Source organism: Aphanothece microscopica RSMan92 (assembly GCF_046613545.2).
Lineage (GTDB): Bacteria > Cyanobacteriota > Cyanobacteriia > PCC-6307 > Cyanobiaceae > NIES-981.
In genome coordinates, this window is record NZ_JBKKKY020000635.1 from 1 (window position 1) to 404 (window position 404).

The following is a 404-nucleotide window of genomic DNA, read 5'->3' on the forward strand; positions in this document are numbered from 1 at the left end:
CAAGAAAAAACACGGATCGATGCCAGGAAAAACCTACAGTGACAGAGGTTGGGAGTGTGCGTGTGGACCGAACAAAAACGCGGAATGGGAGTTCGACACTCGCGCCCGCTTTCGCCGTTACGTCCGATCCTTCCACACGAACCCGTATTGAGTCGGGCAGTTGCTCAAATGACGCCTCTATCCGAATATCGATGCTGTCGGGGCACTCGCCCTCAACGACAATTCTGATCGTCTGCACGACTGAACCAACTGAATCGTACCGGATCGTCGCGACGGGAACGACATAGGCAGGATTCTGATCGTCCTGCCAAAACGTTGTTCGAACGCCACGTTCCGGCGAACCTGCAACAACACGAATTGTGCGCATACGGAGGGGCGCACGTATGGTGTCGAGAGGGATAACT

The 404-nt window shown here is 54.7% G+C and carries 1 protein-coding gene; it reads right to left on the minus strand.

Features of this window, described 5'->3' with window-relative positions; translation table 11 throughout:
- A partial coding sequence (locus tag ACLD7X_RS19400) for a hypothetical protein (protein ID WP_411425312.1) occupies positions 1 to 367 on the minus strand: 367 nt, incomplete at its 3' end.
- Between the last annotated feature and the right edge of the window lie 37 nt (positions 368 to 404).